This window comes from Bartonella sp. DGB1 (assembly GCF_041345015.1).
Lineage (GTDB): Bacteria > Pseudomonadota > Alphaproteobacteria > Rhizobiales > Rhizobiaceae > DGB1.
In genome coordinates, this window is the sequence record NZ_CP166769.1 from 632719 (window position 1) to 646484 (window position 13766).

Consider the following 13766-nt stretch of genomic DNA (forward strand, 5'->3'; position numbering starts at 1 on the left):
TGTCTGCGCAACATATTATCGACTAATTACCCGGCACTAAATCTGGAGTAAAAGTTGAGTCTCCTAGCAAGTTTAAAATAAAATTCTTATTAGTTGTAAGTGTGGGGGTTGTTTGTGTTACAAAGTCAAATAATTTTTGATCTTTAAGTCCATATTGCGCTACTTGTTTTACTTTTTGATTTTTATCAAAATAAACAACTAAAATTTTTCTATTGATAATTTTAGGGCTTAGAAATAATGCTGCTTGATAACGTTGTTGTGAGATATAATAAAATACTTCGCCGGCGATTTCGGTTATAGCAGAAGGTGTACCAAAAGCAGCTATTACTTGTTGTTTACTTGCTCCAATTGGAACAGATTTTAAAGAATTTTCGTTAAAAATATATCCTTCATCTTTTATTTTGTCTGGAGATATAGTTGTATCTGCACAAGCGCTTAATGCAAGAAATATACCTAATGAAAGAAATATTTTGTAAGTGTTTTTTCTTTTTAACATTTTAGCCTCTTAGCTTATGATTTATTAATTTGTAGCAGATAACTGTAATTTTTGCTAGTAATTTATTAAATTAGGTTGCCTATCATTTAATAAGGGGTTATTAAATAATATATTTAATTATAGGATAATTTATGTCAGTAACAGATAATTTAAATGTTTTTGTTTCAATAATAAATTTACCTCCTCAAGGTAGAAGGATAACTTTTGTAGCAGATGAACCACAAAAGGCTATGTTAGCTAACAAACATGGTGTAAACTATATTCAAAATTTTGAGTTTGATTTTAAAGTAATACCGCATAATACCATGGGTTATAAAGTTCAAGGAATGATAAAAGTTACTTTTGAGCAATTATGCGTTGTTAGTTTATCCACAATTATTCAAAATTACCAAGAGGAAATAAAAGTATTTTTTACACCAGAGAAGCTTTCTGCTAAAAAAATTGTTACGAATAATAAAATTGAGGAAATTATCGTTGATATGGAAGATGAATATGATATAGAAACTTTCATAGGATCAGAAATAAATCTTGGTAATTTAGCGGAAGAATTTTTTCAATTAAATATACCAGCCTTTCCTAAAAGTTGTGAAACTAATGGAGATTATAGTTATCCAATGCAAAAAACAGAGTATCATGAGCCCTCTATTGGCGAAAAAAATTTTATTGCTTTGTCTAAATTAAAATTAAAAAAATAGGTTATTTGAATGACTAGAAAAATTACATTAGCAATTGATTTAATGGGTGGAGACCATGGAGAAAAGATTACAATAGCTGGAGCTGCTGCCGCTATAAAAATATATCCTGATATATTTTATTTATTTTATGGAATAGAAGATAAAGTTAAAGATATTTTAGACAGTTACCCTGAACTTAAGGGTAAATATAAATTTTTTGCTAGTGAAACATATATTTCTATGAATGAAAAACCTGCTCAAGCCATTAGGAGAGGAAGAAATATATCATCGATGTGGCAAGCTATTATGGCTGTTAAAGAAAAAAAGGCTGATGCTTGTGTATCTGCAGGTAATACTGGTGTTTTAATGGCTATGTCTAAAATTATTCTCCGTATGCTAGCTAATGTAGATAGACCTGGTATAGCAGGAATTTGGCCAACTTTAACTGGGCAGGCAATAGTATTAGATATTGGTGCATCTATAGGGGCAACTGATAAACATTTAGTAAATTTAGCTATCATGGGTGCATGTATGTATAATAGCCTTTATGTAGGTGAAACTCCTAAAGTAGGGCTGTTGAATATAGGTGTAGAGGAAGTAAAAGGTATAGATGAAATAAAAAATGCAGGAATGATTTTACAAAATAAAAAATGGAATAACTTTGAGTATATAGGCTTTATTGAGGGGAGTGACATAGGTACAGGAAAAGCACAAGTAGTAGTCACTGAAGGTTATAGCGGTAATATAGCATTGAAAACAGCTGAGGGCACAGCTAAACAAATATCTAAAATTTTAAAAAATCAGATAAAATCTTCTTTCTGGAATAAAATTGGTTATTTATTCAGTTATAATATTTTTAGAAATTTAAAAATGGTTTTAGATCCTGATAGGCTTAACGGGGGGCTTTTACTAGGTTTAAATGGTATAGTAGTTAAAAGCCATGGCGGAACTTCAGCTATGGGTTTTTGTTCTGCAATAGTGAAGACTTATAAAATAGTAGAGCATAATTTATTACTAAAAATTGAACAAGAATTATTACAAGTTGACAATATTAATATAGATAATAATATCAATAAGGAAAGTGAACAGGATTAAAAATGTTAAAGTCTGTAGTTAAAGGACTAGGAATATCGTTACCTAAAAATATCCTCACAAATATTGATTTAGAGCATATGGTAGATACAACTGATGAATGGATACAGCAACGTACAGGTATTACACAACGTTATATCGCATCTGAAGGAGAAACAACCTTATCTTTAGCTGCTGCTGCTGCTAAAGAAGCATTAGAGATGGCACAGTTACAACCTAGTGATATTGATCTAATTATAGTAGCTACTACTACTGCTGATCATATTTTTCCTGCGGTAGCCGTCGAGGTGCAGCAAGCTTTAGGGATTACTAAAGGTTTTGCTTTTGATATACAAGCTGTTTGCTCTGGTTTTATTTATGCTATTACTACTGCAGATATGTATTTAAGAAATGGTATGGCTAGAAAAGCTTTAGTTATTGGTAGTGAGACTTTTTCACGTTTGTTAAATTGGAATGATCGCAATACATGCGTTTTATTTGGTGATGGAGCTGGTGCTGTAGTATTGGAAGCAGAAGATAATAAAAATTCTGATAATGATTCAGGTATAATTATTTCAAGATTACGGTCTGATGGAGCACATGTAGATAAATTATATGTAGATGGCGGCGTGTCAACTACTCAAACGGTTGGACATGTTCGCATGCAAGGACGAGAAGTATTTAAGCATGCTGTAGGAATGATAACTGATGTAATTTATGATTGTTTTGCTGCTACAGAATATGAATTATCTGATTTGGATTGGTTTATACCTCATCAAGCTAATAAACGCATTATAGAAGCTTCTGCCAAAAAATTAAATATTGAAATGGATAAGGTAGTAATGACTGTGCAAAAATATGGCAATACTTCTGCTGCTTCTATTCCTATGGCTTGGTATGAAGGAGTTAAAAGTGGAAAAGTTAAAAAAGGTGATTTAATATTGTTAGAAGCAATGGGTGGGGGTTTTACTTGGGGAGCAGTATTATTAAAAATGTAATAAAGAGGGAAAATGAAGAAAACTATAAAAAAAGCTGATTTAGTAAATGCAATTCATAAAGCAATTGGCTTATCTATAACAGAAACAAATAATATCGTAGGAGATATATTTGATGAAATTGCAGAAGCAGCTGCAAAAGGGGAAAAAGTTAAATTACCATCATTTGCTACATTCTATGTAAGAGATAAAAAGGTAAGAGAAGGAAGAAATCCTAAAACAGGAGAAAGTGCTTTAATTTTTCCACGACGTGTATTAATGTTTAAAGCATCGTGTATGTTGATAGATTCAATAGATAAACAATTATTAAAAAGATAAACTATATTGAAATGAGAAATATTCATGATACGTGAAAAAGGGTCTCAAGTTTTTAAAACAATTAGTGAAGTGGCAGAGGAGCTTTGTATTCCACAGCATGTATTGCGTTTTTGGGAAAGTAAATTTCCACAAGTTAAACCAATGAAAAGAGCGGGTGGAAGGCGATATTACCGAGAGAATGATGTCTTATTATTAAAGACAATAAAACGTTTTTTATATAATGAGGGTTATACTATTAAAGGTGTACAAAAATTATTAAATGATAAAGGGGATTATGCGATATTTGAAACACCAATATCAGAACCTGAAATGTTAGAGCCTATTATAGAGCCTATAATGAAAGATTTTGATAATTTAGCGGTAAAATTTTCGGCTCAATTGAATGATGAAAATGATAATTTATCAGAATTAGAAAATTCTTTATTCGCAGATCATGAAATGTCTGAACCACAACTAGATTTGGGTCTTAGTGAGAATAAGCAAGTTAAAAAAAATAAATTTGGTGCTAGTAGTTTTTTCCAGTTTTTAAAAAAAGATACTATGCTAGCTATAGCAGAATTAGAACGACAAGAAGATAAATCAAAAGACTTTTTTGCTGATCCTAATCAATTATCCTTTTATAACGTTATAAATAATGAATCTAAAGACAAGTTAAATGAAATCTTGCAAGAATTAATAGAATGTAAAAATATTCTAGAGCAAGTAAGTAAAGTTAAATAATTAGTTCAAGCAATGTTCAAAAAATAAATACCTAAGAGAATATTAAAATAAAGATTTTACCTGTAAGGTTACTTTGTTGGTATTTCTTTTGGATAAAGATGGATTGCTTTTATAATAAAAATTATTCCTAATATAAAGCTCGCTATAGCATAATATATTTTAGCATCTGCTATGATAGCAGGCATAATAGCAGTTATAGACATTAAAATAGAATAAATTAATATATATTCTTTTATATAATTTATTCCTTTTACATTAGGTAACATTGGTATATTAGCTTTATCATAATCTCGCATTATACGTAAAGCTAAAGCAAAAAAATGTGGCGTAATTTTATAAAAATATGATTAAAATAATAAGGCTGGTGATATATTAATATCACCAGCCTTATATATTTAAGCAATCAACAGAATATAAAAATATTGTAGAGTGAGTTGGTAAAGTAAAATGTTTATTTTAAATAATGGTCGAATAATAATATCAAAAATATTAAAAATAAATATATAAGAGAATATTTAAATAAAGATTTTGCCTGTAAAGTTATTTTGTTAGGATTTTTTTCTTGATAAAGATAGATTGCTTTTATAATAAAAATTATTCCTAATATAAAGCTCGCTATAGCATAATATATTTTAGCATCTGCTATGATAGCAGGCATAATAGCAGTTATAGACATTAAAATAGAATAAATTAATATATATTTTTTCGTATAATTTATTCCTTTTACATTAGGTAGCATTGGTATATTAGCTTTATCATAATCTTGTACCGTATATAAAGATAAAGCCCAAAAATGTGGAGGCGTCCATAGAAATATAATTAAAAATAATAAGATAGGCATTATACTAATATCACCAGTAGCCGATACCCAAGCAACTAATGGTGGAAAAGCTCCTGCTGCACCTCCGATAACTATATTTTGTGGTGTTCTAGGTTTAAGCCAAATGGTGTAAATTACTACGTAAAAGAAGATAGTGAAAGCTAATAATAGTGCTGCTAAATAGTTTAAAAAATATCCTAATGAGAAAACCGATAAGATTGCTAAAATACTTCCAAATAACAGTGCACCGGTTCTGCTAATTCTACCCATAGGTAAAGGACGTTTACAAGTGCGTTTCATTAGTTTATCTCTATCTGCCTCATACCACATGTTTAATGCACCAGAAGCTCCTGCGCCGATAGTGATAGATAAAATTGAAATTATTGCTTGCAATATTGATAGATTATGAGGTGCAACCAATAAGCCACTAATAGCGGTAAAAACTACTAAAGACATTACTCTTGGTTTAAGTAAGCAAATGTAATCAGAAAAAATTTGGCGTTTTTGGCTGAGAAACAATTGATGAGAGGATTTTTTTCTCGACATATTATTAATTCCTGCGGTAAGAGCTAAGTATTATCTATTTTTATATGATATAGCTACAGTGTCCATTTTTTCTTTTTCTTTTCTTTTGATAATAATATCATTACTTCTAAATGTTCACTATATAAAAATTGATCTATGGCTATTGTTTTTTCTATTTTATAACCACCTTTAAGTAAAATTTCTATATCTCTTACTAAAGTGAGGTAGTTACATGATATTACTACTAATTTAGGTATATTACTTTTAGCAATTTCAACTATTTGTTCTATAGAACCAGCTCTAGGTGGGTCTATTATTAGGCCATCATATGGTTGCAATTCTTTTATTACTAAAGGACGTTTAAATAAATCTCTTACTGAGGTTGATATTTTTTTTATACCCTTAATATTATTCGCTGCAATTTGTAGACTTTTTAAAGCATTTTCATCACTATCAAATGCATCAATAGAAGAAAAATAAGACATAGGTAAACTGAAAGTACCTATACCACTAAAAAGATCAACAATATTTTTTTGTTTTCTTAACCAATCAATAGTAATTTCTATCATTTGTTGCTGACTAACATAAGTAGCTTGCAAAAATACACCTGGAGGGAAAGTTATTAGATCATTATTGACTTTGATATAAATATTTTCCTTTTTTATAATTAGTTCTTGATTGACTGTAATACGTAATATATCACTCATCTCAGCAAATTTTACTAATTGAAATCGTTTTTGATCAGTTAGATTTTGCACCTTAGAGATAGTAACATCTAAACCATTTTCAGCTTGTATTACTGTTATATCTATTGGTTTATTAGCAGAGAATAAAGCAGCTATTTGCCGTAAGATTTTTATATTATTTTCAATTGCAGGAACGCTTATAGGACATTCTTTTATTTCGAACAGTTCATGTGATTTTTTTTTAAAAAAACCAAAGATAAAATTATTATTCTGATTATGAGCGTGGAAGGTTACTCTTCTTCTGGCATGTAGCTGCCCTTCTATTAATTTATCAATTTTTATATTAATATTTTTTTCTGTAAATTTTTGTTTCAATAAAGATAATTTATATTCTTCATATTTATCTTTAGCCCAATCTTGGAAACGACATCCTCCACAGATACCAAAATGCTGACAAATAGGAGTCGTTTGTGACGGTTGGAGTAATTCTTTAGCTTGCATGTTATTTTGTTGCATTTTTGATTCCAAATAAGATAAATTCTTGATTGCCGTTCTTACCTTTTAATGGACATTTTTCTAATTTTACATTTTGCCAATATGGTAAATTTGATAACCAATTTTTTAATTCTTCAGCAATAGCTTGTGCAGTTTTTTCACAAGTTATTACTCCTTGTTTATTAAGGAATTTTTTCTCTGATTCAAATTGTGGTTTAACTAGTAAAATTGCAAAACCACCATTTTTGACAAAATTTAAGGCTGGTGGTAATGCCAATTTTAAAGATATAAAGCTTACATCAGCTACAACTCCATCGACATTGTCGTTCAAATGAGTTGTATTTAAAAAACGAGCATTAACACCTTCATGTAAAGTAACTCGCGGATCATTTATTAGTAAAGGAGAAAATTGATCATGACCAACATCTATAGCCGTTACCTGTTTAGCTCCATATTCTAATAAAATTTGCGTAAATCCACCTGTGGAAGCTCCAATATCTAGAAAGCTGCCATCTTGAATTTTAGGATTAAATAATTTTATCGCTGCTAATAATTTATATGCTGCACGGGAAACGTAACGTTGCATTTCATTATTTACAGTTACAGTAAAAGTATCATCTACTTTTAATGAAGATTTGAGATCAACCATTTTATCAGATTTGACATGACCATTTGCAATAGCTTCTTGTGCTTTGGCTCGACTAGAGAAATAATTTTTATTTACTAGCCATTGATCTAAACGTATTTTATTCATAATTTTAACGTAATTCATTCAATTTTTCAGGAGAGGGTAGTTTTTGTTCTAAGGCAAGAATAGCTTTATTAACTATATTATTAACACCTAACCCCATTTTTGCGTGAATGATATTTATATCACCTTGTTCTGGATAATTATCGATATAATGTATACTACGAATTTTTATTTTGTCTAATAAATTTTCATCTGCTAATAATTGTAATACATGAGATCCAAAACCACCTATACTTCCTTCTTCTACTGTTATTAGTAGTTTATGATTGCGGGCTAAATCACATATAAGTAATTTATCTAATGGTTTAGCAAATCGTGCATCAACTACAGTTGTCGAATAACCTAACTTATCTAGTATAGAGGCTGCTATTAAACAATCATCAAGGCAAGTACCTAGAGATAATAAGGCTATTTCTTCACCTGATTTTATTAAATTTCCTTTACCTATTTCTAATAATTTCGGTTCTGGTACAGATAGTAAGGTTGAAGATTTCCTTGGATACCTAAATGATATTGGACCTTCATCAAAAGCTATAGCTGTGTGAACCATATCATTTAGCTCTTCTCCACTTGATGCAGCCATGATAGTGAAATTAGGAAGCGTAGCTAAAAAAACATTATCAAAACTTCCTGCATGTGTTGCTCCGTCAGCTCCTACTATTCCAGCTCTATCTATAGCAAAGCGGACAGGTAAATTTTGTATAGCAATATCATGTATTATCTGATCATAAGCACGCTGCAAAAAAGTAGAATAAATTGCTACCACTGGTTTATAGCCTTCGCAGGCGAGACCTCCAGCAAAAGTTACTGCATGTTGTTCGGCTATACCAACATCAAAAAAATGTTTTGGAAATTTTTTTGCAAATTTTGTTAAACCAGTTCCATCGGGCATAGCTGCAGTTATAGCTACAACTTTATTATCTTTTTCTGCTTCTCTGATTAAAGCGTTAGAAAATATATTAGTATAGCTTAAATTCTGACTAGTACCGGTTTCTTGTTTACCAGTATTGATATTAAATTTACTAACACCATGATATTTATCGTTTGCTGCTTCAGCAGGCTTGTAGCCTTTACCTTTTTCTGTTACTACATGGATGAGAACGGGTGAATGATTATAATTACTTACATTCTTTAATATCGGTAATAAATGTTTAAGATTATGCCCATCAATTGGACCTATATAATAAAAACCTAATTCTTCAAATAAGGTACCCCCGGTAAAAAATCCTCTAGCATATTCTTCAGTCTTTCTAGCTTTATCTTTAATAGATTTAGGTAATTTTTCGACTAAAGATTTTAAAAAGTTTCGAAAATTTCTATATTTAGGGGCAGAAACTAATTTAGCTAGATAAGCACTCATTGCTCCTGTAGGGGGTGCTATGGACATATCGTTATCGTTTAAAATAACTATTAAATTAGCATCCATAGAACCAGCATTATTCATAGCTTCATAGGCCATACCAGCTGATAAAGCTCCATCTCCTATAACTGCTATAACTTTATTTTTATTTTCAGCTAATTGAAAAGCAGTAGCCATACCTAAACCAGCGGAGATAGATGTGGAACTATGACCGGCTCCAAATGGGTCATAAATACTTTCTTTACGTTTAGTAAATCCTGATATACCGCCTTCTTGCCTTATGGTAAGCATTTTTTCACGTCTCTCAGTGAGTATTTTATGAGGATATGCTTGATGTCCTACATCCCAAATAATACGATCTTCAGGTGTGTTAAAGATATAATGTAATGCAACGGTTAGTTCTACTACACCTAATCCTGGACCTAAGTGCCCGCCAGTTTGAGAAACTATAGAAATGGTTTCTTGACGTAATTCATCTGCCAATTGTTGTAGTTTATCTTCAGGCAATTCTCTTAATTGCTGAGGATTTTTAATTTTATCTAGTAAGGGGGTCAAACTGGCAACCACATTATATCTCCAAGAACTATTATTTTAGGCAAGTGGATCAAAATCCTCAATTATAGTTTTATTATTGTTAATGGTAATTTTTTCTACTTTGGCTTCTACTGATTTTAATAAATTACTACAATGGTTTTTTAAAGCTTCTCCTTTTTCATAGATTTCTAAAGCTCTATTAAGAGGTACATCGCCTTTTTCTAAAGTTGTAACAATGATTTCTAATAATGATAAGGCTTTTTCAAATGTAAGTTCATTGATTGGTGTAGCTAGATCTATATCTAGTTGATTGGTATTTTGTTCCATTAGGTCACCTTTTTATTTCAAGCAAGATTTTCTATATTGTACTAGTTCGTCAATCGTAATAGTCAAGAAATTATATTGTTTAGTAAAATTAATTAATTGGTCGCCTATCATAACACTTCCATCGTCATTCATCAATTCTCCTATCACCGCTACTGGCGATAAATTGGTTAATCTACATAAATCTACAGCCGCTTCTGTATGACCTCTACGTTCTAATACACCACCATCTTTTGCAACTAAAGGAAATATATGACCAGGACGAACAAAGTCATCTATCTTAGAATTTGGGTCAGCTAATAATTTAACAGTATTCACACGATCACTAGCAGAGATACCAGTAGTTACATTTTTAGCGCTATCGACTGAAATAGTAAAAGCAGTGTTATGTAAAGAATTATTATTTTGTATCATAGGTGGTAAATTTAATCTATTGGCTATAGACTGTAAAAGGGGCGTGCATATTATACCTGAAGTATAACGTATCATTAACGCCATTTGTTCTATGGTACAAAATTCTGCGGCAACTATAAGATCCCCTTCATTTTCTCGATCCATGTCGTCTGTTACAACTAACATTCCGCCTGTTTTAAACAATTTTAATGCTTGTTCGATTTTATTATTTAGATTTTGCATTGCTGACCTTTAATTTATAATCCTATTTGTCCACGATGACGTAAAAAATGATCGGCTAGAACACATGCTACCATAGCTTTACCAACTGCTACAGCTCTGATAGCTATACAAGGATCATGTCTACCTTTGATATTAATAGTAGTGTTTGTTAAAATTTTATCGATAGTAGATTGAGCTATAGATATAGAAGAGGTTGGTTTAACTGCAAACCTAATTCTTATATCTTCACCCGTTGAGATACCTCCAATTATTCCACCTGAGTGATTAGACAAAAATGCTTCTTTATTATCTTTTACTGTCATTAAGTCATTATGTTCATGACCTTGTAGTTGTGCAGATAAAAAACCATCTCCTATCTCGACAGCTTTTACTGCATTAATAGACATAATCATAGCAGAAAGATCTTGATCTAATTTTCCGTAAACAGGTGCACCTAAACCTATAGGAACATTTTCAGCTACTATTTCGATTATACCACCTACGGATGTTCCTGCAGCAATTATTTCATTTAAGTAATTAATAGCTGGTTCTACAGCTTCAGGATCAGGTAAAAATAAGGGATTTTTTTTAATAAAATTCCAATTCCAGTTATTGCGATTAATTTTTATTTCACCTATTTGTGTTACTGCAGCTTTAATTTTTACTTGTGGCAGTATTTTTCTCGCTATTGCACCTGCCGCTACTCGCATAGCTGTTTCACGGGCAGAGGATCGGCCACCACCATTAGTATCATGGATATTATATTTTTTATAATAACTATAATCGGCATGACCAGGTCGATAATTATCAGCTATATTTTCATAATCTTTTGGTCTTTGATCGTAATTTTTTATCATTAAAGATATTGGACTACCTAAAGTAGTAAAAATATTATTTTTACTTATGACACCAGATAATATATTTATTTCATCTGGTTCTGCTCGTTGAGTGGTATAAATAGATTGACCTGGACGACGTTCATCAAGATATTTTTGGATATCAGCAATAGTAAAATTTATATTAGGGGGGCAACCATCGATAACACAACCTATAGCTTGTGAATGGCTTTCACCCCATGTAGTGACGCGAAATAAATGTCCAAAGCTATTGTGTGACATTACTTTTGCCTTTAGTTCTATTTAAAATTTTCTTTTATCACAATTATGCTTTATAAACACTAAAAAAAATTTATAATTAAGAGATATAATCTTTATCCTAATAGAATAGAATATGTTATATAATAAATTATTAGTTAAAGGACAATTGAATGACAAAACAACTAACTATTCGTTTATGCGCTCCTAGGGGCTTTTGTGCTGGTGTAGAACGAGCAATAGAAATTGTGGTATTAGCAATTAAAAAATATGGAAAACCCGTATATGTAAAACATGAGATAGTGCATAATCAATATGTTGTTCAAGGTTTAAGAGATAAAGGGGCTATTTTTATTGAAGAATTGAACGAAATTCCTCCTTATCATAGAGATCGACCGGTAATTTTTTCTGCTCATGGAGTTCCAAAAGAAACTTACAAAAATGCAGAAGAATTGGAATTATTATATTTGGATGCTACTTGTCCTTTAGTATCTAAAGTACATAAACAAGCATTGAAACATTATAGGTTAGGCAGACATGTGTTGCTTATTGGACATGCAGGACATCCAGAAGTAATTGGTACTATGGGACAGATACCAGAAGGAAGTGTGTCTTTAATAGAAACTATTGAAGATGTAAATAATTTTATTCCACCCGCTAATAAAGATTTAGGGTTTGTTAGCCAGACTACTTTATCAGTTGAGGATACGGCAGAAATTTTAAAAGCCTTGAAGAAGAAATTTAGTAATATTTTTCCTCCGGCAGTTGAATCTATATGTTATGCAACCACTAACAGACAACAAATAGTATATCAAAATGCTGCGGGGTGCGATTTATTTTTGATTGTAGGTGCTCCTAATTCATCTAATTCTCAAAGATTAGTAGAGGTAGCTATAAAAGGAGGGGCTAAACAAGCAATGTTGGTACAAACAGCTGATGAAATAGACTGGAATAATTTATCAAAGTTAAATATTTTAGGATTGTCAGCGGGGGCTTCTGCACCGGAAATTATAGTAAAAGAAATTATTGACTGTTTTGCAAAAAGATATAAAATAAATATCGATTTAGTACAAAATGTAATTGAAACAGAAAGTTTTTTAGTTAATAAATCTCTCAGAGATATCCAGCTAACTCCACAAGACATGCAATTTGTTAAAGGCGCATAATAAGGATAAAATTTATGACAAAACAAATAGTGACCATTTATAGTGATGGAGCATGTTCTGGTAACCCTGGTATTGGAGGGTGGGGCGCAGTGTTATTGTGGGGAGAACATCAAAAATATATTAGTGGCGCGGAGGATAATACAACTAATAATCGAATGGAGCTAATGGCAGCCATAGAAGCATTAAATAACTTAAAAAAACCTTGTACGGTGGAATTATATACAGACTCTACTTACTTGCGTAAAGGAGTTATGGAATGGATAAATAATTGGAAAACTAACGGCTGGAAAACGGCTTCAAAGAAAGAAGTAAAAAACAAAGATTTATGGCAGCAGTTAGATGATATATCAAGTAAACATAAAATATCTTGGTATTGGGTAAAAGGTCATAATGGAAATTTATATAATGAAAAAGCTGACGAGTTAGCCAGAAAAGCTATTGTAAATTTTAAAAATAAGTAGTTATGGATATAAAATGAGTCAATCGGGGAAAAAAAATAAATTAATTGATCAATCTTATATAGGAAAAATATTGATAGCCACTTCAGTGTTAGATAAAGGATATTTTTCTCGAACGATAATTTATATTTGTTCTCACAATGATACTGGAGCTTTAGGATTAATAGTTAATAAACCGTCTTTGTTAAATTTATCTGATGTAATGTGTAGCAATAAATTTGCTAACCATAGTTTTTATAATTTAGGTTATGGTAAAAATTATTCAAAAGAGGCTTTTGATACACCTTTCCTGCAGGGTGGCCCTGTGGAAGAGAAAGCATTTTTTACTTTACATTCTGTAGATAGTAAATTTAGCAATACAATTTCTGTTACAAATAATGTTTGTTTGACTTCACATATAGATGTTTATCAAGCTATAGCTAGCGGAAATGGACCAAAAGAATATATAAATATAATTGGATATACTGCTTGGTATGCAGGGCAATTAGAGCAAGAAATTAAAGCCAATTGTTGGCTTATACAAGAACCTGAATTAGAATTATTATTTTCGAAGGATTATGATAACAAATATAATAATGCTATGAAAAATATGGGAATTGATCCATTGCATTTTATTGTAAATTCAGGTTATGCATAAAATATCAATAAAATATGTTTATTTTAT

The 13766-nt window shown here is 30.9% G+C and carries 16 protein-coding genes and 1 pseudogene; 8 read left to right on the forward strand and 9 right to left on the reverse strand.

The features are described from left to right. Positions 1-22 precede the first annotated feature (22 nt). Positions 23-496 carry an outer membrane protein assembly factor BamE gene (locus AB6T46_RS03245; protein ID WP_370931976.1) on the reverse strand — a complete coding sequence of 158 codons (474 nt, stop codon included), beginning with the start codon at positions 494-496 and terminating at the stop codon, positions 23-25. Positions 497-627: 131 nt separating this feature from the next. Between AB6T46_RS03245 and AB6T46_RS03250 the strand changes: the two genes are divergently transcribed. From AB6T46_RS03250 to AB6T46_RS03270, 5 genes and pseudogenes are all read left to right on the forward strand, one after another. After that, complete coding sequence (locus tag AB6T46_RS03250) at positions 628-1191, forward strand: DUF177 domain-containing protein (protein ID WP_370931977.1); 564 nt, start codon at positions 628-630, stop codon at positions 1189-1191. 9 nt (positions 1192-1200) lie between these two features. Further along, entirely contained in the window at positions 1201-2265 is a 1065-nt protein-coding gene (plsX, locus tag AB6T46_RS03255) for a phosphate acyltransferase PlsX (RefSeq protein ID WP_370931978.1), read from the forward strand. A gap of 2 nt (positions 2266-2267) precedes the next feature. Beyond that, positions 2268-3239: a beta-ketoacyl-ACP synthase III gene (locus AB6T46_RS03260; protein WP_370931979.1), complete on the forward strand. Its 972-nt coding sequence runs from the start codon at positions 2268-2270 to the stop codon at positions 3237-3239. A 12-nt stretch (positions 3240-3251) separates the two neighbouring features. After that, positions 3252-3554 (forward strand): integration host factor subunit alpha, encoded by a 303-nt coding sequence (locus AB6T46_RS03265; protein ID WP_370931980.1) that lies wholly within the window; start codon positions 3252-3254, stop codon positions 3552-3554. Between the two features lie 24 nt (positions 3555-3578). Then, positions 3579-3819: pseudogene (locus tag AB6T46_RS03270) on the forward strand (MerR family transcriptional regulator); the annotation flags it as partial. Positions 3820-4342: 523 nt separating this feature from the next. Here the strand turns inward: AB6T46_RS03270 and AB6T46_RS03275 are convergent. From AB6T46_RS03275 to aroC, 8 genes are all read right to left on the reverse strand, one after another. Further along, the gene (locus AB6T46_RS03275; RefSeq protein WP_370931981.1) at positions 4343-4570 is read right to left on the reverse strand and encodes a hypothetical protein; all 228 of its coding nucleotides are present in this window, start codon (positions 4568-4570) and stop codon (positions 4343-4345) included. 155 nt (positions 4571-4725) lie between these two features. Continuing rightward, positions 4726-5640 (reverse strand): heme o synthase, encoded by a 915-nt coding sequence (locus tag AB6T46_RS03280; protein ID WP_370931982.1) that lies wholly within the window; start codon positions 5638-5640, stop codon positions 4726-4728. Positions 5641-5693: 53 nt separating this feature from the next. After that, positions 5694-6821 (reverse strand): RNA methyltransferase, encoded by a 1128-nt coding sequence (locus AB6T46_RS03285; RefSeq protein ID WP_370931983.1) that lies wholly within the window; start codon positions 6819-6821, stop codon positions 5694-5696. Next, positions 6808-7554, reverse strand: a complete 747-nt coding sequence (locus AB6T46_RS03290) for a TlyA family RNA methyltransferase (RefSeq protein WP_370931984.1) — start codon at positions 7552-7554, stop codon at positions 6808-6810. The genes AB6T46_RS03285 and AB6T46_RS03290 overlap by 14 nt, the downstream gene beginning before the upstream one ends. Before the next feature lie 4 nt (positions 7555-7558). Next, positions 7559-9478, reverse strand: coding sequence for a 1-deoxy-D-xylulose-5-phosphate synthase (gene dxs / locus AB6T46_RS03295; protein WP_370931985.1), 1920 nt, complete (start codon positions 9476-9478; stop codon positions 7559-7561). Between the two features lie 24 nt (positions 9479-9502). Then, positions 9503-9772, reverse strand: a complete 270-nt coding sequence (locus AB6T46_RS03300; RefSeq protein ID WP_370931986.1) for an exodeoxyribonuclease VII small subunit — start codon at positions 9770-9772, stop codon at positions 9503-9505. A 12-nt stretch (positions 9773-9784) separates the two neighbouring features. Continuing rightward, a complete protein-coding gene (ribB, locus tag AB6T46_RS03305; RefSeq protein WP_370931987.1) occupies positions 9785-10405 on the reverse strand; it encodes a 3,4-dihydroxy-2-butanone-4-phosphate synthase in 621 nt (206 codons plus the stop codon). A 14-nt stretch (positions 10406-10419) separates the two neighbouring features. After that, positions 10420-11502, reverse strand: coding sequence for a chorismate synthase (aroC, locus tag AB6T46_RS03310; RefSeq protein ID WP_370931988.1), 1083 nt, complete (start codon positions 11500-11502; stop codon positions 10420-10422). 149 nt (positions 11503-11651) lie between these two features. Between aroC and ispH the strand changes: the two genes are divergently transcribed. Genes ispH through AB6T46_RS03325 form a run of 3 tightly spaced genes read left to right on the forward strand, consistent with a single transcriptional unit; the run spans position 11652 to position 13739 of the window. After that, positions 11652-12644 (forward strand): 4-hydroxy-3-methylbut-2-enyl diphosphate reductase, encoded by a 993-nt coding sequence (ispH, locus tag AB6T46_RS03315; protein WP_370931989.1) that lies wholly within the window; start codon positions 11652-11654, stop codon positions 12642-12644. 14 nt (positions 12645-12658) lie between these two features. Further along, on the forward strand, positions 12659-13105 hold the full coding sequence (gene rnhA / locus AB6T46_RS03320; RefSeq protein WP_370931990.1) for a ribonuclease HI: 447 nt from the start codon (positions 12659-12661) through the stop codon (positions 13103-13105). Positions 13106-13118: 13 nt separating this feature from the next. After that, positions 13119-13739 carry a YqgE/AlgH family protein gene (locus tag AB6T46_RS03325; protein WP_370931991.1) on the forward strand — a complete coding sequence of 207 codons (621 nt, stop codon included), beginning with the start codon at positions 13119-13121 and terminating at the stop codon, positions 13737-13739. Positions 13740-13766 lie beyond the last annotated feature (27 nt).

Bases quoted from the DNA above. Each gene is read 5' to 3' on its own strand.
- AB6T46_RS03245 (WP_370931976.1), bottom strand. From the start codon at position 496: ATGTTAAAAAGAAAAAACACTTACAAAATATTTCTTTCATTAGGTATA.
- AB6T46_RS03250 (WP_370931977.1), top strand. From the start codon at position 628: ATGTCAGTAACAGATAATTTAAATGTTTTTGTTTCAATAATAAATTTA.
- plsX (WP_370931978.1), top strand. From the start codon at position 1,201: ATGACTAGAAAAATTACATTAGCAATTGATTTAATGGGTGGAGACCAT.
- AB6T46_RS03260 (WP_370931979.1), top strand. From the start codon at position 2,268: ATGTTAAAGTCTGTAGTTAAAGGACTAGGAATATCGTTACCTAAAAAT.
- AB6T46_RS03265 (WP_370931980.1), top strand. From the start codon at position 3,252: ATGAAGAAAACTATAAAAAAAGCTGATTTAGTAAATGCAATTCATAAA.
- AB6T46_RS03275 (WP_370931981.1), bottom strand. From the start codon at position 4,570: ATGCGAGATTATGATAAAGCTAATATACCAATGTTACCTAATGTAAAA.
- AB6T46_RS03280 (WP_370931982.1), bottom strand. From the start codon at position 5,640: ATGTCGAGAAAAAAATCCTCTCATCAATTGTTTCTCAGCCAAAAACGC.
- AB6T46_RS03285 (WP_370931983.1), bottom strand. From the start codon at position 6,821: ATGCAACAAAATAACATGCAAGCTAAAGAATTACTCCAACCGTCACAA.
- AB6T46_RS03290 (WP_370931984.1), bottom strand. From the start codon at position 7,554: ATGAATAAAATACGTTTAGATCAATGGCTAGTAAATAAAAATTATTTC.
- AB6T46_RS03300 (WP_370931986.1), bottom strand. From the start codon at position 9,772: ATGGAACAAAATACCAATCAACTAGATATAGATCTAGCTACACCAATC.
- ribB (WP_370931987.1), bottom strand. From the start codon at position 10,405: ATGCAAAATCTAAATAATAAAATCGAACAAGCATTAAAATTGTTTAAA.
- aroC (WP_370931988.1), bottom strand. From the start codon at position 11,502: ATGTCACACAATAGCTTTGGACATTTATTTCGCGTCACTACATGGGGT.
- ispH (WP_370931989.1), top strand. From the start codon at position 11,652: ATGACAAAACAACTAACTATTCGTTTATGCGCTCCTAGGGGCTTTTGT.
- rnhA (WP_370931990.1), top strand. From the start codon at position 12,659: ATGACAAAACAAATAGTGACCATTTATAGTGATGGAGCATGTTCTGGT.
- AB6T46_RS03325 (WP_370931991.1), top strand. From the start codon at position 13,119: ATGAGTCAATCGGGGAAAAAAAATAAATTAATTGATCAATCTTATATA.